Origin of the sequence: Paraburkholderia translucens (assembly GCF_020881035.1) — a bacterium.
In the GTDB taxonomy this organism is placed as follows: Bacteria; Pseudomonadota; Gammaproteobacteria; order Burkholderiales; family Burkholderiaceae; genus Paraburkholderia; species Paraburkholderia translucens.
The window spans coordinates 122,191-137,510 of record NZ_JAJITC010000007.1 but is presented as its reverse complement, the minus strand read 5'-3'; the positions used below and the strand labels follow the sequence as shown (position 1 = coordinate 137,510).

At 68.4% G+C, this 15,320-nt stretch carries 16 protein-coding genes; 4 read left to right on the top strand and 12 right to left on the bottom strand.

Annotated elements, in window-relative coordinates:
• Positions 1-98: 98 nt before the first annotated feature.
• The gene (locus LJ655_RS15050; protein ID WP_230562046.1) at positions 99-1,097 is read left to right on the top strand and encodes a histidine kinase; all 999 of its coding nucleotides are present in this window, start codon (positions 99-101) and stop codon (positions 1,095-1,097) included.
• On the opposite strand, the gene LJ655_RS15045 is transcribed toward LJ655_RS15050, so the two are convergent.
• The 12 genes from LJ655_RS15045 to LJ655_RS14990 all read right to left on the bottom strand — a co-directional run bounded on the left by LJ655_RS15045 (position 1,067) and on the right by LJ655_RS14990 (position 12,476).
• Positions 1,067-1,729: a response regulator gene (locus LJ655_RS15045; RefSeq protein WP_230562045.1), complete on the bottom strand. Its 663-nt coding sequence runs from the start codon at positions 1,727-1,729 to the stop codon at positions 1,067-1,069. The genes LJ655_RS15050 and LJ655_RS15045 overlap by 31 nt on opposite strands.
• Positions 1,726-2,967 (bottom strand): pyrroloquinoline quinone biosynthesis protein PqqE, encoded by a 1,242-nt coding sequence (gene pqqE, locus LJ655_RS15040; RefSeq protein WP_230562044.1) that lies wholly within the window; start codon positions 2,965-2,967, stop codon positions 1,726-1,728. The genes LJ655_RS15045 and pqqE overlap by 4 nt, the downstream gene beginning before the upstream one ends.
• A gap of 4 nt (positions 2,968-2,971) precedes the next feature.
• Positions 2,972-3,250: a pyrroloquinoline quinone biosynthesis peptide chaperone PqqD gene (gene pqqD, locus LJ655_RS15035; protein ID WP_230562043.1), complete on the bottom strand. Its 279-nt coding sequence runs from the start codon at positions 3,248-3,250 to the stop codon at positions 2,972-2,974.
• Positions 3,247-4,005 (bottom strand): pyrroloquinoline-quinone synthase PqqC, encoded by a 759-nt coding sequence (pqqC, locus tag LJ655_RS15030; protein WP_230562042.1) that lies wholly within the window; start codon positions 4,003-4,005, stop codon positions 3,247-3,249. The genes pqqD and pqqC overlap by 4 nt, the downstream gene beginning before the upstream one ends.
• Before the next feature lie 62 nt (positions 4,006-4,067).
• Positions 4,068-4,982, bottom strand: coding sequence for a pyrroloquinoline quinone biosynthesis protein PqqB (gene pqqB, locus LJ655_RS15025; RefSeq protein ID WP_230562041.1), 915 nt, complete (start codon positions 4,980-4,982; stop codon positions 4,068-4,070).
• On the bottom strand, positions 4,979-6,013 hold the full coding sequence (locus tag LJ655_RS15020) for an alpha/beta fold hydrolase (RefSeq protein ID WP_230562040.1): 1,035 nt from the start codon (positions 6,011-6,013) through the stop codon (positions 4,979-4,981). The genes pqqB and LJ655_RS15020 overlap by 4 nt, the downstream gene beginning before the upstream one ends.
• Complete coding sequence (locus tag LJ655_RS15015) at positions 6,010-6,594, bottom strand: cytochrome b (protein ID WP_230562039.1); 585 nt, start codon at positions 6,592-6,594, stop codon at positions 6,010-6,012. The genes LJ655_RS15020 and LJ655_RS15015 overlap by 4 nt, the downstream gene beginning before the upstream one ends.
• Entirely contained in the window at positions 6,591-7,451 is an 861-nt protein-coding gene (locus LJ655_RS15010) for a formylmethanofuran dehydrogenase subunit C (RefSeq protein WP_230562038.1), read from the bottom strand. Before LJ655_RS15010 ends, LJ655_RS15015 begins: the two co-directional genes overlap by 4 nt.
• The gene (gene fhcD, locus LJ655_RS15005; RefSeq protein WP_230562037.1) at positions 7,448-8,419 is read right to left on the bottom strand and encodes a formylmethanofuran--tetrahydromethanopterin N-formyltransferase; all 972 of its coding nucleotides are present in this window, start codon (positions 8,417-8,419) and stop codon (positions 7,448-7,450) included. Before fhcD ends, LJ655_RS15010 begins: the two co-directional genes overlap by 4 nt.
• 10 nt (positions 8,420-8,429) lie before the next feature.
• Positions 8,430-10,124 carry a formylmethanofuran dehydrogenase subunit A gene (locus LJ655_RS15000; RefSeq protein WP_230562036.1) on the bottom strand — a complete coding sequence of 565 codons (1,695 nt, stop codon included), beginning with the start codon at positions 10,122-10,124 and terminating at the stop codon, positions 8,430-8,432.
• Entirely contained in the window at positions 10,121-11,491 is a 1,371-nt protein-coding gene (locus LJ655_RS14995; RefSeq protein WP_230562035.1) for a molybdopterin-binding domain-containing protein, read from the bottom strand. Before LJ655_RS14995 ends, LJ655_RS15000 begins: the two co-directional genes overlap by 4 nt.
• A 223-nt stretch (positions 11,492-11,714) precedes the next feature.
• Positions 11,715-12,476, bottom strand: coding sequence for a HisA/HisF-related TIM barrel protein (locus LJ655_RS14990; RefSeq protein ID WP_230562034.1), 762 nt, complete (start codon positions 12,474-12,476; stop codon positions 11,715-11,717).
• 14 nt (positions 12,477-12,490) lie between these two features.
• On the opposite strand from LJ655_RS14990, the gene LJ655_RS14985 reads away from it, so the two are divergent.
• The 3 genes from LJ655_RS14985 (at position 12,491) to LJ655_RS14975 (ending at position 15,317) form a co-directional block, all read left to right on the top strand.
• Positions 12,491-13,534, top strand: coding sequence for an ATP-grasp domain-containing protein (locus LJ655_RS14985; protein ID WP_230562033.1), 1,044 nt, complete (start codon positions 12,491-12,493; stop codon positions 13,532-13,534).
• Positions 13,531-14,586 carry a hydantoinase/oxoprolinase family protein gene (locus tag LJ655_RS14980; protein WP_230562032.1) on the top strand — a complete coding sequence of 352 codons (1,056 nt, stop codon included), beginning with the start codon at positions 13,531-13,533 and terminating at the stop codon, positions 14,584-14,586. Before LJ655_RS14985 ends, LJ655_RS14980 begins: the two co-directional genes overlap by 4 nt.
• A gap of 140 nt (positions 14,587-14,726) precedes the next feature.
• Positions 14,727-15,317: an amino acid kinase family protein gene (locus LJ655_RS14975; protein WP_230562031.1), complete on the top strand. Its 591-nt coding sequence runs from the start codon at positions 14,727-14,729 to the stop codon at positions 15,315-15,317.
• Positions 15,318-15,320 lie beyond the last annotated feature (3 nt).

Genomic DNA, 15,320 nt, shown 5'->3' with positions numbered 1-15,320 from the left:
AAGCGGCGCGGGAGCTTTTCCCGATCTGTCAGGGAAGCGTTCCCAAAACCCCGCAAAATGCCGCTGTGAATGTCGGCGCTGAGTAGAATGCAAACGTCATGTCAAGCGAACCGATCCCTACATCTCCCGCGGGCCGTGCGCCGCCAGCGTCGACGATATGGCGCGATCTCCTGTGGGTCGTCGCCGTGACCGTGCTCGCGGCGGTGCTCGGCGCCGCGTTCGATCTCAGCGAAAAGGCCTACCGCTTCACGCGCGGCATGGAGCGCTTCCAGCTCGACGAATTGCCGGGCACGCTGCTCGCGCTGTCGATCGCGATGGCGTGGTTTGCATGGCGCCGCTATCGCGATGCGCGCCGCGAAGCGCGCCATCGCCGCATGCTCGAGGAACAGGCCGAGGGCCTCCTCGCCGACAACCGCCGCCTCGCCACTCGAGCGCTACAGGCGCAGGAACTGGAGCGCCGCCATCTGGCGCGCGAGCTGCACGACGAACTCGGTCAATACCTGAACGCGATTTCGCTCGACGCCGCGCGCATTCGCGATCTATCGGGCGAGCGCGAGCCCGAGATTCATCGCATCGCGCTTGGCCTGATGCAGAGCGCGACGCATGTGTACCGCGAGATCGGCGACATGATCCGCCGCCTGCGGCCGATCGGTCTCGACGAATTCGGCTTGCCGAGCGCGCTCGAACATTGCGTCGATGGCTGGCGTCAGCGCTTGCCCGAGGCGTCGTTCTCGGTGACGATCGAAGGGGATTTCAGCGGCCTCAGCGATGCGTTGACGATCACGCTGTACCGGCTCGTGCAGGAAGGACTGACGAACGTGTCGAAGTTCGCGCGCCGCTCGCGCGTCGAACTGTTCATGGTGCGCGCGCCTCGTGCAGACAACGGCATGCAGATCGACGAGATCGTCGTCACGATGGCCGACGACGGCCCCGGCACCGATCTGACGCAGCCGCGCACCGGGCTCGGACTGATCGGCATGCGCGAGCGCGTCGAGGCGCTCGGCGGCGAGTTTCATGTCGCGAGCGAGCCGCAGGGCGGTTTTCTGTTCTGCGCGCGCGTGCCCGCTCACGCGGGACTGGCCGAGCCCGTGAACTGAAGGCCGAGGCGGTTCGCCATCTGCGCGAGCTGCACGCCGTTGTCGGCGCCGAACTTCTGGCGGATCACCGATTGATGGTTGGCCACCGTCTTCTGACTCAACCCGAGCTTCTCGGCGATGCTCGGCAATGTATAGCCCTGCACGAGCAACCGCAGCACCTCGAACTCGCGCGCCGACAACTGGCGCCCCGGCGGCCCTTCGTTGAACGCGGTGCGCATCGCGAGCGCCTGCGAGACGTCCGGACTGAGATAGCCGGCGCGCCGGGCAATGCTGCGCACCGCTTCGACCAGCACGTCCGGAGCGCTCGCCTTGGTTACGTAGCCGAGCGCGCCCGCATCGAGCGCGCGGCGCACGAAGATCGATTCCTCATGCACGCTGAAGATCAGCACGCGCGCGTCCGGCTCGCGCGCGAGCATGCGCCGCATTGCTTCGATGCCGCTCGCCCCCGGCAGCGAGACGTCCATCACGACCACGTTGGGACGCAGCGCGCAGAAACGCTGATAGGCCTGGGCCGCGTCGCCGGCCTCACCGCACACCTCGACGTCGGCGCTCAGCTCGAGCAGACGCCGGTAGCCTTCGCGCACGACCGCATGGTCGTCGACGAGCAGAACGGAGATGGTTTCGGCACTCATGGTTGTGCTCCGGGAGATGCCCGGTCGTCGCCGCCGGCGACGCCGGATTCGCGGGCAGCCGCCGCGAGCTTGCGCGAGTTGGCGTCGTTGCGGAACAGGATCGGCTGTTCGCGGGCGGCTGTTGTCGGCTCGGGTAGCGCCGCCGCGCGTTGCACGATCTTGACCACGGTGTCGTGAAACGGCGACTTGTCGCACACGGGGTCGGCGTTGGCTGCGTCGCCGGTGAGCAGGTACGCCTGGCAGCGGCAACCGCCGAGGTCGCGTTCCCTTTCGTCGCAGCTGCGGCACGGCTCCTTCATCCAGTGCAGACCGCGAAAACGGTTGAACGCGTCGCTTTCGTACCAGATCTCGCGCAACGGCATGTCCTTCACGTTCGGCAGCGTGAGGCCGGGCAGGCCGCGCGCCGCGTGACACGGCAGCGCGGCGCCGTCGGGCGCCACGCCGAGAAACACCGCGCCCCAGCCATTCATGCAGCGCTTCGGGCGGCGCTCGAAGTAGTCGGGCACGACGAAGAAGATCTTGCAGCGCTCGCCATGCGTGCGGCGATAGCGCGCGACCACCGCCTCGGCTTCTTCGAGCTGCTCGCGCGTGGGCATCAGTTGCGCCTGGTTCTCACGCGCCCAGCCGTAGTACTGAGTGTTCGCGAGCTCCAGATATTCGGCGCCGAGAGCCAGCGCCATCTCGATGATCTTGTCGACGTGCGGCAGGTTGTAGCGATGCAGCACGCAGTTCATCACCATCGGAAAACCGTGACGTTTGAGCGCGGCGGCGACACGCTGCTTCAGGTCGAACGTGCGCGTGCTGCTCAGGAAGTCGTTCAACTGCTGCGTCGAATCCTGGAACGACAGCTGGATATGATCGAGTCCGGCGGACTTCAGGTCCCCAAGCCGCTGATCGGTGAGACCGACGCCCGACGTGATCAGGTTCGTGTAGAAGCCGAGTCTGTGCGCTTCTTCGACGAGCACTTCGACGTCGTCGCGCACCAGCGGCTCGCCGCCGGAAAAGCCGAGCTGTACCGCGCCGAGCGCGCGCGCCTCGCGCAACACGTCGAGCCATTGTTCGGTGGTCAGCTCGCGGCTGTGATCGGTGTAGTCGAGCGGGTTGTAGCAGAACGCGCAATGCAGCGGGCAGCGATAGGTCAGCTCCGCGAGCAGCCACAGCGGTGGCGGCACCGCGGCGGCCATGCTGCCGCCTTGCAGCACGCCGGGTTGAGAGCCTGGTTGAGAAAGATCAGTCATCGCACTACTCCAGCCAGCCGCGTCCATGCGCGTCGACGATGAAGGCCCGCACCTCGCTGCCGATGCCGGTCGTGTTGAACGCCTGTTCCAGCTCGGCGATGAGCGTATCGACGTCGCGCGTGCCGTCGCAGCGCTTGAGGATTTCTCCCGCGCTTTGATTGAGCTTCACCATGCCCTCGGGGTACAGCAGCACGTGCGCGTTCTGCACGGGCTCCCATTGCAGGCGGAATGGCTTCGCGATCGCGAGTGGAGTGGCGGGTTCGCCGCGTGTCGAGCCGTTCATTGCGGAAACGCCTTCTCGATCGAGTCGAGCATGGCCCACAGAATGTCGAGCTTGAACTGGAGGATGTCGAGCGCCCGTTCCTGCTGATCGCGTCGCGTGAAATGCGCGAGCGTGACTTCGAGTCCGTGCTGCACGTCGCGCTGCGCGAGCGAAATGCGCGAGCGGAAATACGCGAGGCCCTCGGCATCGATCCACGGATAGTGCTCGGGCCAGCTCGCGAGCCGGTCGCGATGCACCTGCGGCGCGAACATCTCGGTCAACGATGAGCATACCGCTTCCTGCCACGGCGCGCGGCGCGCGAAATTCACGTACGCATCGACGGCGAAGCGCACGCCCGGCGTGACGTGTTCGAGCGACCATAGTTCGTCGCGCGTGAGGCCGACCGCATCCGCGAGACGCGCCCAGGTTTCGATGCCGCCTTCCGCGTCGCCGTAACCGTCGTGATCGAGAATGCGCTGCACCCAACGGCGGCGCGTCTCGCGGTCCGGGCAGTTCGACAGCACCGCCGCATCCTTCAGCGGAATGTTGATCTGATAGTAGAAACGGTTCGCGACCCAGCCGCGAATCTGCTCGCGCGAGCATCCGCCGCCATTCATCTTCACGTTGAACGGGTGGTGGATGTGATAGCCGGTGCCCTTCGCGCGCAACTGCGCCTCGAATTCTTCACGGCTCCAGGCGGGTTTGTCGGTGCCTTGTGTTTGGGCGGGACTCGCGTCGCGCGTTGGTGTCGTGTCGTGAGTGTCTTTCGCGTTCATGCCGTCTCCGTTTTATCGTCGTGTACAGCCGCGCCTCGTCACTGCATCTGTCACTGCGCACTTCAAAGCTCCAAGCTCATTCCGTCGTAGGCGACCTCGATCCCATGCTCGCCCAGCATGCGCCGCTCGGGGCCGTCTTCGATCAGGATCGGATTCGTATTGTTGATATGGATCAGCACTTTGCGTTTCGCGCCGAGCGAATCGAGCGTTTCGATCATGCCGCCCGCGCCGCTTTGCGGCAGATGGCCCATATCCGCGCCGGTCTTCTTCGACAGGCCGAGGCGGATCATTTCGTCGCCAGTCCACAACGTGCCGTCGACGAGCAGCAGATCGGCCTCGCGCATCGCCGCGAGCACGTGCGGCTCGATCGCGCCGAGCCCCGGCGCGTAGAACACGCGCTGGCCCGACTGCAGGTTCGTCAGCACGAGCCCGATGTTGTCGCCGCGCTCGGGCGCATCGCGATGCGGCGAGTACGGCGGCGCCTTGCTCGATAGCGGCAGCGCCTCGATACGGATGCCGGGCAACGCATCGACGGCGAGCGGCGCGCCGTCGAGCGCGATGCGCCGATGCTCGACACCGCAGTAGTGCGAGAGGATCGGTGCGACCGGAAAGCCGGAGCGCAGGTCCTGCCAGACTGCGTCTGTCGCGTAGAGCGGCAGTGGCGTGTCGCGCTCTCGGAGCATCAGCAGGCCGGTCACGTGGTCGATCTGCGCGTCGATCACGAGCACCGCGGCAATGCCGCTGTCGCGCGTGCGCCGTGCCGGCTGCAACTCGGGATGCGCGGCGATCTGCGCGAGCAGATCCGGCGATGCATTGACGAGCAGCCAGTCCTCGCCGTTCGCGCTGACCGCGATCGACGATTGCGTGCGGCGCGTCGCCTTCAGCGTGCCGCGGCGCACGCCGTCGCAATTGCGGCAATTGCAGTTCCACTGCGGAAAACCGCCGCCCGCCGACGAGCCGAGTACCTTGATTATCATGCCGCGCGACGCATGCCGCTGCGTCCCTCGTCGACGGTGGGAATGAACATCGCGGCGAGTGCATGCGCGACGCGCGCGTGCAGCGCGGGGTCGCTCGCCAGATGACCCGCCGCGCTCACCAACTCGATGCGCGCAGCGGGAACCGCGCGCGAAAGGCGCCGCAGATTGGCGCGCGGACACACCGGATCGCGCGCGCCGTGCACGGCGGCGATCGGCACGCCGGCCGCCGCCGCGCCGCGCGCGAGCGACAGCAGCCGCGTTTGTCCGAGCCAGCAGCGATGCGCGAGGTAGTGCGCCTGAATCCGGTATTTGCCGATCAGCTTGCGGGCGTGGCGTTGGACGCCGCGCGCGTTTCGCTGGGCTGCGCGTCGTTGGGCGCAGCCGCGCGGCGTTGCACTCGCCAGCACCGCGTTTTCATAGCCGCGCCAGGCTAGCGCGAGCGCGCGTTGGCGCGCTTCGTTCGCCCCGTATTGCAGGGTGGCGCCGCACCGCGCGGCCAGCGCCGCGGGTTGCGTGCAGCGAGCAGCGGCACGCAGTGCTGACCACGCACGCGGCGCGCGCTTGCGTGAGGTGATGAACAATCCGCGTACTTCGCGCGCGGAGGTCAGAAACAGGCCGCGCAGCACGACGCCCGTCACCGATTGCGGACATTGCCCCGCATACGCAAGCGCGAGCGACGCGCCCCACGATCCGCCAAGCACGCCCCAGCGCGCGAAGCCGAGCCGCGCGCGAATCGCTTCGAGATCGGCGATCAGATGGTCGGTGCGGTTGTGTCGCACGCTGCCGTGCGGCGTCGATGCGCCGGTGCCGCGCTGGTCGATCAGCACGACGCGAAAGCGCTGCAGATCGAAGAGCCGCAGCGTGCCCGGCTGACTGCCGCTGCCCGGACCGCCGTGCAGTACCGCCACCGGCACGCCGTCGCGCGCGCCGGCGAGCGCGTACCACACGCGATGACCGTCGCGCGTGCGCAGCGAATGCGTTTCGAGCGAAGCGGGTGCTTGCGCGTGATGCGGTGAGCGGCGCATCGTCATGGCAGCATCCTCGCGAGCAGGTTGTCGCGATCGATCCACTGATGCTTGAACGCACCCGCCACATGCAGCACGATCAAAACGATCAGCGCGAAGCCGATGGCATGGTGAAGACTGAAGAACAGGTCGCGCAGATGCGCGTCGTCCCAGCCCCACTTCGGCAGCGGTATGCCCCAGAAGCGCGTGCCGTAGGTGTTGAACGACGAGCCGAGATACCCGGCAAGCGGCATCGCCACCATGCCGACATATAAAAGACCCTGCGTAGTGCGCGCGGCGGCGCGTTGCCACGGTGGCATCGGCGGCAGGGCAGGCCGGTGAAGGACCGCCCGCGCGACGATGCGCAATAGCACCAGCAGGAAAACCGTCAGTCCGAGCGACTTGTGCAGATTGATCAACGTCGCTTTGACAGGCAAGCCCTTCGGCAATCCGACCATATAGAGGCCGAGCGCGAGCAGTCCGACGATGCCGAGCGCGATCAGCCAGTGCAGCGCGATCAGCAGGCTCGCGTAGCGCGGACCGCCCGCGCTCGCGCGTGCGGTGACATCGGCAACAGACTTCGCGTTTGGAGAATTCGCTGTGGTCATGCGGTGTCTCCATCCAACTCATTAGAGGCGATCAGTATTTCGCCGCGACCGTCGACCGCGAGGTCGCCCGTAAAACGGACCGGTAAGCGATCCGCGCGCCACTGCGAAAAAGGCGCGATTTCGGTCGCGAGACTGCGTATGAGCAATGACCAGAATACGTCGAAACCGTGCCCGCCGCCGGTGAATGTCGGGGGCGGCAGAGGCGCGGGCCGTCGCGCGAGCAGCAGCGTGCCGCGCCTCATGCCATAGGCGTAATGCGCACCTGGTTGCCCCGCCACGCCCACGGTGCCCGCCACCAGCCGCGACGCGGCAAAGTCGCCCGCATTGCCGCCCACCAGCACGAGGCCGCGGCGCATCCGGTCGGCCAGCCGCGCGCCTGCATTGCCGTGGATGGTCAGCGTGCCGCCGCTCATGCCTTCCATGTCGCCCGTCAGCGCACCGCCGGCGAAATCGCCGCTGGCGCCGCGCACCGTCAGGCGCCCGCCGCGCATTTCGCAGCCCGTGAAGTGCCCTGCGTCTCCGTCGATATCCACTAAGCCGCCGCTCATCCTGAAGCCGCTGTAGTCGCCGACCGGGCCGCGCGCGATGAGCCGTCCACCCTCCATCCGCGCGCCGAGGCGATCGAGCCACGGCGCGGCGCCGTCGATCACCAGCGCGGCCACGTCATCGCCGGGCGCGGACGCGCCGGTGCGCGAAACGTCGAAGACGTCGCCGACCGCGCAGCGCTCATTGCCGGCCGGCAGCACGATGTGCTCGATCTCGGCCACGCTCAGGCTCGCCAGCGCCACAGGTAACAGCGCGGCCGCGTCGACGCGAAAGCCGGGCGGCGTCCTCACGCGCAACGTGGTCGTGCTCATGCGCGCCCCCCGCCGAGTCCGGCCGCCAGCTCGTGCAGATGAAAGTGGTACGGCCCGAGCTTGCCGCCGTAGTTGCCCGCCGAGATGCGCAGCACGCCGGCCGCGCGGCCGAGCCCGGTGGCCGCGCTGATGCCGGCCGTCATCGCCGCACCGACATCGGCGTCGGTCAGACCGTCGATGACGATCTCCAGCACACAGCCCACGTCCGCGCTCAATTGGCTGCGCGGCGCGAGGCCGATCAGGCTCGGACAGAACGCGTCGTTGGTCGACGCGGTCGCGCCCGCATACTTCGAGCCGATCTTCGAGCCCGACCGCACGATGCCGCCGGGAAACGGCATGATCACGTTCGGCAAGCGGCGCATCGCCGCGACGGCGGCTTCGGCGGCCGCGAGCGCGGCGTCGAGGTCGCGTGCGAGCAGCAGCAGGTTGCCGCCGCCGACGGCCTTGACCGTCGCCGCCGTGTCTTCGCAGACGAATTCGCCGTCCATCACCGGCACGCGCCAGTAGCGCGTGGGTCCGTTCCCCGCGTCGATCATCTTCGCGATCTGCCAGCCGTCGCCGAAAAAGCGCAGCCCGCTGCCAAGCGGCGCCGGGTCCGACAGCGGCGCGCGGTTCGTGGCAGCGTCGATGCCGCCGTAGACCGCCGTGCTCGGGCAGGTGAGCACGCACTGTCCGACGCGCCGGCCGATCTGCTTGGCGAGTTCTTTCGAGGACACCGCGAACAGCAGCACCGCGACGCCGGGCCGGCCGTCCGGCGTGAGGCCGGGTGCGAGCGTGCGCTCGACGCCCGCCTCGCAGCCGCAGCCGATCACCGAGGTCGCGAAGCCTGCCAGCGAGTTCGCCGCGTGCATCGCCCACGTCGGGTTATGCGCCGTGATCACGAGCCGGGTTGCCTTCATCGGAAACGCTTCCGCGAAGGTCGCGTCGATCGCGGTGCCGTTGATTTCGAGCGGGGCGGGGGCGTTCATCGTGGACGCGTCAGGTTAGACATTCGACGGGCAACAGCCGTCCGCCGCGGCAGCAGCGGCAGGCTTCGTCGTCGCTGATCGCGGCGTGCGCGAAGTTGCTCGCGAGGTTCGCGTCGCTATATGCGCGCAGCGTCTTCTCGATGGCGCGATCGAACTGCGGCGCGACGAAATGGATGCCGCCCGTCGGCGTCGCGACGAGCGTGCCGTCGCGCGCGACCAGCTCGCCGTCCTTGAACACATACGCGGGCGACGTGAACATCCGCTCGCGGTCCGGCTCGTCGCGATAGACCGCGATGTCCGCCGCCGCGCCCGCGCCGAGATGGCCTCGGTCGCGCAGGCCGAGCAGCCGCGCGGGACCGGCGCGCGTGATGATCGCGATTTCGTACAGCGAGAATTCGCGCTTGAGCTCCGGCAGCGCACTGGCGACCTGCGCTTCGGGATGCAGCTTCGCGAGCTGCTCATCGCGAAACGGCTTGTCCATCAGCAGGCGGATCAGATGCGGGTAGCTCGTGAACGGGCCGCCGTTCGGATGATCGGTGGTCATCGCGACGCGCCACGGGTCATCGACGAGCAGGAAAATTTCGAGGCCGATGATCCATTGCAGTGCGTTCACGTAGCTCTGCTCGCGATAGCGGAACGGCACGACGCCGCAGCCCGCGTCGCACTCGATGTCGCCCGCGACCCACTTGTGCGGGCGCGCCAGCGGCGCGTTGCGGAACTGCATCATCGTGTCACCCGAGGCCGTGACGGTCTGTCCGAAGATGATCTGGCCGACGTCGATCGACACGTTCGGCCTCGCGTTTACGGCTTCGGCAATCTGCCGCGCGCCCGATGAAAACTTGCGCGACCCCTCGGTGCCATAGCTGTGAAACTGGATGTGCGTCAGATGGATCGGCAGGCCGTCGGCGGCGTCCATCGTCGCGATGGTGGAGGCGAGGTTGCCAGGCACGCCGAGGTTGCTCGTGTGCACATGCAGCGGATGCGGCACGCGCAGCTCGGTCAGCGCGCGCGTGAGCGTGCGCAGCACGTCGCGCGGCGTGATGCCGTAATGCGCGTGCGGCTCGTCGACGTCGAGCGAGCGCTGGTTGAACTTGAACGCCGAGATGCCGCCGGGGTTCACCACCTTCACGCCGAGCGCCTTGCTCGCGTCGATCGTCCAGCCAACGTAATCGCGCAGACGTTCGAAGTCGTCGCGCCCGGCCAGCATGCGCAGGAACAGCTCGTCGTTGCCGAGCATCACGTACGCGCCGTGGTCGATGATCGGTGTGTCGCCCATTTCGAGGTGCGTGTGGCGCGCGTTGGACGGCATCATCGCCGGTTCGAACGCGGCCGTGTAGCCCATTTCGGCATAGCGGTAACCGGTCGCGAGCGTGCCCGGCGCACAGACGCCGCACGACGGTAAACGCAGATAGCGGCCATTGTCGTCCTGCACCGCTTCGTAAGCGGGGTCGCCCGGTACATCGTTGCGATGGTCCTCGGGCAGCAACAGGCGCGACAGATTGGTCTTGCCGCCGCCGATATGCGAATGCAGATCGATGCCGCCCGCCATCACGATCATGCCGGTCGCGTCGTACTCGCGGTCGGCGGGCGTCGCGCTCGGCACGTCGACGATGCGGCCGTCGCGGAAGGTCAGGTCGCGGCGCTCGCCGTTGACGTTGCGGGCCGGGTCGAACAGCGTGCCGCCCTTGAGCCGGACGAGGGTCATGGCAGGTCCTCGCGCGTACCCGGCCGCGCGCTCACCTGTTCGCTCAACCGCGCGGCAATCGACGCCACCGGCTCCAGCGCAACACCACGCGCGGCGGTGAGCGGCATCACGACCGAAGCGTCGACGCGAAACAGATGCCCGCCACAATCGATGCCCGGCGTCGCGACGGGCACGAACACGGTATTCGCGCCGCGTGCCTTCGCGGCATCGGCGAGCGCCGGATGGCCGAGCACGATCAACGCCGTCGCGGGATCGAGCGACGCGGGCCAGGCATGCGGCGCGAAGCTCGCGATCCACAGCAGCGCATCCACTTCTCCATTGGCGACGAGCCTCGCCGTGCGATAGCGGTACGGATCGTGATCCAGTGGAGCGGCGCCCGCGGCGCGCGCCGGCATCGACACGCGCGTGCGCAGCGGCAAGCCGGATAGCCACGTGACCGTCTGATTGACCGTCAACGCGCCGTCGTCGCCGCCAAGCGGGAGACAGGCCGCGCGCGTCGTGCGATTCACGGCTTTCACGATCCGGTTCAGCGCTTCGATCAGCAGCGCGGCGTGTGGAGCGGGCAGTGCGGCCGGTTCATAGACGACCACCGTGTAGCGCGCGCTGGCGATGCGGGCCTGCAATGACGCGAGCGCGTCACCGTCGCTGTGATCGCCGTGGCGCAGCGTGGCCGCGTCGTGTCCTTCGGCGAGCGCGGACCACAGCGCGAGCGTGTCGTAGGGATCGGCGTTCGCGAGCAGCGTGTCGATGCGCGCTGGCGCGAGACCGGCCGCCGCCGGGTCGGCCTCGCAGCCGACGAAGACCAGCTCGCGCGCGAGTCCGGTCCCCGCCAGCGCGCGCGTGAAAAAGCGCGGATAGCGTAGCGACGGCTGACAGCCGAAGAACACCAGCAGGTCGGCGCGCGCGCGCACTTCGGAGAGCGTCGTGAAAAACGAGCCGCGGTCCTGCAACGCGAGGGTCGCGGGCGTCAATGCATCGCCATGCAGATGATCGAGGATCGCACCGCAGCCGGCGGCGAGCGGATACAGCGCGCGAGTGCCCGCGACATCGGTGGCGAGGCCGCCGAACAATGGGCGGCGCGCGTTCGCCAGCAACCGCGCGGCGCGCGCCAGCGCCGTATCGGTGTCCACTTCGTTGCCGTCGGCCACACAGGCGCATTGCGCGTCCGTCGCGCCGTAATGCGCGAGTGCTCGAGTGAGCCGCGAACATTCCGTGTCGGGCACCGCGAGCGTGCCGTCGTCGCGGGAAACGGCGACCAGGTCGTCGCACAGCAATGGGCAGAACGGGCAGATCCAGTCGCGTGTGAGTGCCGCGGCGCGTGCCGCGCTCGGGGTGGGGGGCGATGGATCAGTGGACGAGATGTGCATGGGGCACGTTTAGCAAGCTCCATGCCGATTTATTGGACGACGCGTCGGCGGCGCGTGCGCCAAGCGCAAGTGATCGAGCCTCAGTCGGCCTATTCCAGGGCCTGTTGCGCCATACAAGTTGTGTGCCGTTCTGGAGCAGAGTGTCACACGCGAGCTGTCCAGCTTGTGTTCAGTTTACATACAGCGCCGCCGGATCGCGTGGCATGGAAATTGTATGGAAGGCCTACGCGGAATCGGATGGCGCGCAGTCGATCCGTCGATCGTGCAGCGCGGACGCGACCAGCCATGCGGTTGCTCCGGTGCGGGCCGCTGCCGCCAGATCGTCGCGATTGCGGATGCCGCCCGCGCCGATCAGCGTGGTATGCGCGGGAGCTTGTGCGCGCAGGCGTTGGAACGTCGCGAGATCGGGGCCGGTGTAGCTGCCGACCTGATCGAGCGTCATCGCGATCACGCGCGACGGCCACCAGGCCGATGAGCCGTCGTGCGCGGTCGCGGCGAGCAGTTCGCCCGCGCGATGATCGAGCGACAGGATCGGTGTGTAGCCGTCGCGCCGAGCCGCGTGCAGTGCGTGGATGTCGCGCAGCGACTCGGTGCCGAAGACCGGCACGAGGGTCGCGAGTTGGGAGCCGGCAGCATCGCAGTCGTGCTGGCTGTTGCGTTGAGCGAGCGCGTCGTCGATGCGCTCGAACAGCGCGCGCATCGATGCGTAGTCGGCGAAACCGGCGTCGAGCCACAGCTCGACGCGGGGCAGGGCGGCGCGCAACGCTGCGAGCGTCGCTGCATGCGCGCCGTGCCGCAGGATGGCGCCGAGATCGGCGATATAGAGCGTGGGCGCGCCGCTGGCTTCGATGAGCGCGCGCGCGACGGCGAGCGGGTCGCTCGTTGGAGCGAGGCGGGACTGGATGGGCCGATAGGCGCTCCGCTCGCCGCGCACGGCGCGCACGACGTGGCCGTCGAGCAGATCGAGAACAGGTATCACCTGCATAGGGGCGCTTTCCTTTGACCAAGATCTTTGTCTACGAGTATCTCACCGGCGGCGGCATCGACCCCGAGCTCGCCGCCCCGGGCGGTCTCGCCGATTTGAGCGCGCTGATCGTCGAAGGGCGCGTGATGCGCGACGCGCTGGTCGCCGGTCTGCGCGAACTCGACGGCGTGCGCGTCACGTTCGCGACCTCGCGCTTCGAGACCCCAGGCGCGGGCGAGGCTCATTGTATGGCCGCGCCCGGCGAATCGATGACGGCCTTCGTCGCGCGCGTGGCGCGTCAGCACGATTATGCGTGGGTCGTCGCGCCGGAGTGCGATGGCTTGCTGCTGCGCTTTCACGATGCGGTCGGCGCGGCCCGCTGGCTCGGCTGCGCGAAGGAAGCGATCCGCGTCGCGTCGAGCAAGAGTGCGACCGCGGCATGTCTCGCCGCGCACGGCATCGTCACGACGCCTGCGCTCGAACCCGGCCATACCGCCGCGCAGCACGACGGCCGCTGGGTCGTCAAACCGGACGACGGCGCGGGCGGCCTCGACACGATCGTGTACGAGCGCTTCGCCGATGCCTGCGCGGAATACGAGGCGCGCGCGGCCGCGGCGCGCAATCCGGTGCTGCAGGCGTGGATCGACGGCGAGCCGTTGAGCCTGTCGCTGATCTGCCGCGGCGACGCCACCAAGCTCCTCAGCATCAACCGTCAGCAGATCGGCCTGAGCGGCGGCGGCGCGTCGGGCGGTGCCGCGCGGATCGTCGAATTCGACGGCGTGCTCGTGGATCAGATCGACCAGTACAGCGAGATGGGCCGCGTGCTGGAGACGCTCGCGCAACGCGTCGCGCGGGCCATCCCGGGTTTGCGCGGCTTCGTCGGCATCGACGTCGTGTGGCATCCGCAACGCGGGCCAGTCGTGATCGAAGTGAATCCGCGTCTGACGGTCGCTTATGCAGGGCTGTCGGCGGCGCGCGGCGGCGGCCTGACACGCGCGCTGCTGGCCGCGCATGGCGTGCGCGTCGGGCGCTGCGGCGCGCCGCGCGCGGATGCGCCGACCTTCGAGGTGCGTCCTTGAGCCCCGCCCGTACCATCCCGACCGCGCGATTCGGCTGGGACGTCGGCGGCGCGCATGTGAAGGTGTCGCTCGTCGACGCCGGCGGCACCGTGCTCGACGTCGCGCAATGGGCGTGTCCGCTATGGCAGGGACTCGACCATCTGCATCGCACGATCGACCTCGTTTGCGAGCGCTGGCCGCAGGCCCGCATGGCGTGCGCACACCATGCGGTGACGATGACGGGCGAGATGGTCGACCTGTTCGCGGATCGCGCGGCGGGCGTGCGCGCAATCGTCGCCACGCTCGCGCAGCGGCTCGGTTCACCGCTGCGGTTTTACGCCGGCGAGGTCGGCTGGTTGGCTGCCGCAGACTGCGCGGCCGGCTGGCGTCACGTCGCGTCGGCGAACTGGCTCGCGACCGCGAGCTGGATCGCGACACGCATGACGAACGCGCTCCTCGTCGATATCGGCAGCACCACGACCGACATCATTCCGATCGTCGACGGCCGCGTCGCCGCGCTGGCCGCGACCGATGCGGGCCGGCTTGCGAGCGGCGAACTCGTGTATCACGGCGTCGTGCGCACGCCGTTGTGCGGTGTCGCGCACCGGATCGAATTCGGCGGCGCCACGCTCAACGTGATGAACGAATGGTTCGCGACGACCGCCGACGTCTACCGGCTGACGGGCGAACTGGACCCGCTGCACGACGTGCAGCCGAGCGCCGACCAGGGGCCGAAGACGCCGGCGGCGAGCCGTGCGCGGCTCGCGCGCATGATCGGGCGCGACGCGCACGAAGCATCGGAGCTCGAATGGCTGCGGTTTGCGCAGCGTTGGCGAGCGCTGCAGTTGCGCGAAATCGGCGCGAATCTGCTGCGCGTGGTCGCCGCACATCCGGCGCTCGCGGCCGCGCCGCTGGTGGGCGCCGGCTGCGGCCGCTTTCTGGTCGCCGCGCTGGCGCGCGAGGAGGCGCGCGGTTATATCGACTTCGGCGCGTTGGCGGGCGTGCCGCAGGAATGCGCGGCGTGGGCGGCGACGTGCGCGCCAAGCGTCGCGGTCGCGTTGCTCGCGGCCTGAAGTGAAACGCACGGGTGGTGCAAGCAGGGGCAAGGGGGCGATCGAGGGAGCGGGACAAGTTCGGTGATGAACGCGGTTGCGAGACGAAACCACGCGACGCGACCGGGCCGGGCACTCAACTGGACACGAGGGTAACAGTCATGTGGGTGGTCAAGATCGGAGGCAGCCTGAGTCACGACCCCGCGCTGCGCCACTGGCTCAGCGAGCTATGCGAAGTCGGCGGCGGACGCGTCGTCATCGTGCCCGGCGGCGGCGATTTCGCGGACAAGGTGCGCCAGTACCAGGGCGAATGGCAGTTCGACGATCTGGCCGCGCACAACATGTGTCTGCTCGCGATGACGCAATACGCGCTGCTGATGCAGGGCGTCTCGCCCGAACTGGTGATTGCTTCGAGCGAGGCGAAGATTCGCCGCACGCTGCGCGACGGCCATGTCGCCGTATGGGTACCGACCGCGCTGATGCGCGACACCCCCGACGCGATGAGCAATTGGGATACGACCTCGGACAGCCTCGCCGCCTGGCTTTCGACGATGCTCAACGCGGAGCGGCTCGTGGTCGTCAAATCGTGCCCCATCGCCGCCGGCGATCCGCTCGAAACGCTGGCCGCGGCGGGGGTGGTCGACCGCAAGTTCGTCGACTACGTGACCGACGCGAACTATGTGGTCGAGCTGTTCGACAAGAGCAACGTCGCGCTGATGCGCGACCGCTTGCTCAACATTCCGGTGATCTGACCG

Bases quoted from the DNA above. Each gene is read 5' to 3' on its own strand.
- LJ655_RS15050 (WP_230562046.1), top strand. From the start codon at position 99: ATGTCAAGCGAACCGATCCCTACATCTCCCGCGGGCCGTGCGCCGCCA.
- LJ655_RS15045 (WP_230562045.1), bottom strand. From the start codon at position 1,729: ATGAGTGCCGAAACCATCTCCGTTCTGCTCGTCGACGACCATGCGGTC.
- pqqE (WP_230562044.1), bottom strand. From the start codon at position 2,967: ATGACTGATCTTTCTCAACCAGGCTCTCAACCCGGCGTGCTGCAAGGC.
- pqqD (WP_230562043.1), bottom strand. From the start codon at position 3,250: ATGAACGGCTCGACACGCGGCGAACCCGCCACTCCACTCGCGATCGCG.
- pqqC (WP_230562042.1), bottom strand. From the start codon at position 4,005: ATGAACGCGAAAGACACTCACGACACGACACCAACGCGCGACGCGAGT.
- pqqB (WP_230562041.1), bottom strand. From the start codon at position 4,982: ATGATAATCAAGGTACTCGGCTCGTCGGCGGGCGGCGGTTTTCCGCAG.
- LJ655_RS15020 (WP_230562040.1), bottom strand. From the start codon at position 6,013: ATGACGATGCGCCGCTCACCGCATCACGCGCAAGCACCCGCTTCGCTC.
- LJ655_RS15015 (WP_230562039.1), bottom strand. From the start codon at position 6,594: ATGACCACAGCGAATTCTCCAAACGCGAAGTCTGTTGCCGATGTCACC.
- LJ655_RS15010 (WP_230562038.1), bottom strand. From the start codon at position 7,451: ATGAGCACGACCACGTTGCGCGTGAGGACGCCGCCCGGCTTTCGCGTC.
- fhcD (WP_230562037.1), bottom strand. From the start codon at position 8,419: ATGAACGCCCCCGCCCCGCTCGAAATCAACGGCACCGCGATCGACGCG.
- LJ655_RS15000 (WP_230562036.1), bottom strand. From the start codon at position 10,124: ATGACCCTCGTCCGGCTCAAGGGCGGCACGCTGTTCGACCCGGCCCGC.
- LJ655_RS14995 (WP_230562035.1), bottom strand. From the start codon at position 11,491: ATGCACATCTCGTCCACTGATCCATCGCCCCCCACCCCGAGCGCGGCA.
- LJ655_RS14990 (WP_230562034.1), bottom strand. From the start codon at position 12,476: ATGCAGGTGATACCTGTTCTCGATCTGCTCGACGGCCACGTCGTGCGC.
- LJ655_RS14975 (WP_230562031.1), top strand. From the start codon at position 14,727: ATGTGGGTGGTCAAGATCGGAGGCAGCCTGAGTCACGACCCCGCGCTG.